General features: G+C 73.4%; 2 protein-coding genes. Both read left to right on the top strand.

Translation table 11 applies throughout. The annotated features are described in order from the left end of the window. A partial coding sequence (locus HOQ08_RS12070; RefSeq protein WP_291195084.1) for a lytic transglycosylase domain-containing protein occupies positions 1-1332 on the top strand: 1332 nt, incomplete at its 5' end. Between the two features lies 1 nt (position 1333). Continuing rightward, a partial coding sequence (locus HOQ08_RS12075) for a multifunctional CCA addition/repair protein (RefSeq protein WP_291195087.1) occupies positions 1334-2456 on the top strand: 1123 nt, incomplete at its 3' end.

Raw genomic sequence — 2456 nt, forward strand, 5'->3', positions numbered from 1 at the left:
ACCCCGCGCCATCGCCAGGCGGCCGCGCTCGCATTGCGGCACCTTGCGCGCCGCGACACGTCCGCGGCCGACGCCGGCTGGCAGCGCCTGCGGCCGCGCTTCGGATTCACCCCGTCGCAGCGCGACGCGGTGCTGTACGCACTGGCGCTCTACCACGCCACCGACTTCGACGAGCACGCACTCGAGCGCCTGGCCGCCCTGCCCGCCGCCGCGCAGACCGACGCCAGCCGCGAATGGCGCGCCCGCGTGGCGCTGGCCCGGCAGGACTGGAGCGCCGTGCTGAGCGCCATCGATGCGATGCCCGAGCGCCAGCAGGACCAGGACGAGTGGCGCTATTTCCGTGCCCGCGCATGGGCGGCGACCGGCCGTGGCGCCGAAGCCGACGCGCTGTACGCCAAGCTTGCCCGCGAGCCCACCTACTACGGCTTCCTTGCCGCCGACCGCACGCAGGGCGACTACGCCATCTGCCCGCTCGACCCGCCCGACGACGCCCAGCGCGGGCAGGCGCTGCAGGCCGACGCAGGCCTGCAGCGTGCCTTCGAACTGTATGCCGTCGGCCTGCCCCGGCTGGCGCGGCGCGAGTGGTCGCGCGCGCTGGATGGCGCCGACGCATCCACCTTGCGCGCCGCCGCGCAGCTGGCCTACGCGCAGGGCTGGTACGACCGTGCCGTGTTCACCTTCTCCAGCGGAGATGCCTTGCGCTACTACGACGAGCGCTTCCCGCTGGCCAGCCAGGACGGCGTGGTGCCGCAGGCACAGCAGGCCGGCATCGACCCATCCTGGGCCTACGCCATCGCCCGCGCCGAAAGCGCATGGGTGAGCGATGCACGCTCGGGCGCCGACGCGCGCGGCCTGATGCAGCTGGTCCCCGCCACCGCGGCGCTGGTGGCCAAGCAGTACGGGCTTGCCTGGGGCGGCGGCGATACGCTGTACAACCCGGTAGTGAACATCGTGCTCGGCACCCGCTATCTGGCGCAGATGGCCGCGCGCTTCGGCGGCGCGCCGTGGCTGGCCAGCGCCGCCTACAACGCCGGCCCGAACAAGGTCGACCAGTGGCTGGACCAGCGCGGCACGCTGCCGCCGGACCTGTTCGTGGCGACCATTCCCTACCGCGAGACCCGCGACTACGTGGCGCGCGTGATGGCCTTCGCGGTGATTTACGACTGGCGCCTGTCCGGCAAGGCCCTGCCGCTGGCCTCGCGGATGCCGCCGGTCGGCCAGACGTATAGCCTTCCGGACGTCCATACGCCACGCAAGGACGTGACCTGCCCCGCCACGCCTGCGCCCGCCGCGGCGTCCAGCGTGGTGGCCGGCATGGACACGGCGCGCTGACATGCGCACCTATCTGGTCGGCGGTGCGGTGCGCGACCGGCTGCTGGGGCGGGCCGTGACGGACCATGACCACGTCGTGGTCGGCGCCACGCCCGACGACATGCTGGCGCAGGGCTTCAGGCCGGTGGGCAAGGACTTCCCGGTATTCCTGCACCCGGACAGTGCCGAGGAGTACGCACTGGCGCGCACCGAGCGCAAGACCGGCCACGGCTACCACGGCTTCGCCTTCCACGCCGACCCGGGTGTGACGTTGGAGGAGGACCTCGCGCGCCGCGACCTCACCATCAACGCGATCGCGCAGGACGAACGCGGCGCCCTGGTCGATCCGTTCCACGGCCAGCGCGACATCGAGCAGCGCGTGCTGCGGCACGTCTCGCCCGCGTTCGTGGAGGACCCGGTGCGCCTGCTGCGCGTGGCGCGCTTCGCCGCGCGCTTTGCGCCGTTGGGTTTCCACGTCGCCGAACAGACCATGGCGCTGATGCGCACCATGGTCGCCAACGGCGAGGTCGACCACCTGGTGCCCGAGCGCGTATGGGCCGAGACGCGCCGTGCGCTGGGCGAGGCGCAGCCGTCGGCGTTCCTGCGCGTGCTGCGCGACGCGGGCGCGCTGGCCGTGCTGTTCCCCGAGGTCGATGCGCTCTACGGCGTACCGCAGCGTGCCGAATACCACCCGGAAATCGACACCGGCACGCATCTGGAGCTGGTGCTGGACATGGCTGCGCGGCTGGCGCCCGGCGACGACCTGGTCGGCTTCTGCGCGCTCTGCCACGACCTGGGCAAGGCGTGCACGCCGGCCGAGGTGCTGCCGAGCCACATCGGGCACGAGCACGCCGGCGTGGCGCCGCTGCGCGCGCTGGCCGCGCGCCTGAAGGTTCCGGCCGAACACGCGGCGCTGGCCGAACTGGTCTGCCGCGAGCACCTCAACGCGCACCGTGCGCTCGAGCTCAAGCCCGCCACCGTGCTGCGGCTGCTGACGACGCTGGATGCGCTGCGCCGCCCCCGGCGCCTGGACACCTTCCTTGCCGTCTGCGAGGCGGACAAGCGCGGCCGCCTCGGCCGCAGCGAGGCGGCCTATCCGCAAGCCGCCTTCCTGCGCGCGGCGCGGGATGCCGCGGCGCGCGTGG

This window comes from Frateuria sp. (genome assembly GCF_013362045.1).
Taxonomy (GTDB): domain Bacteria; phylum Pseudomonadota; class Gammaproteobacteria; order Xanthomonadales; family Rhodanobacteraceae; genus Frateuria_A.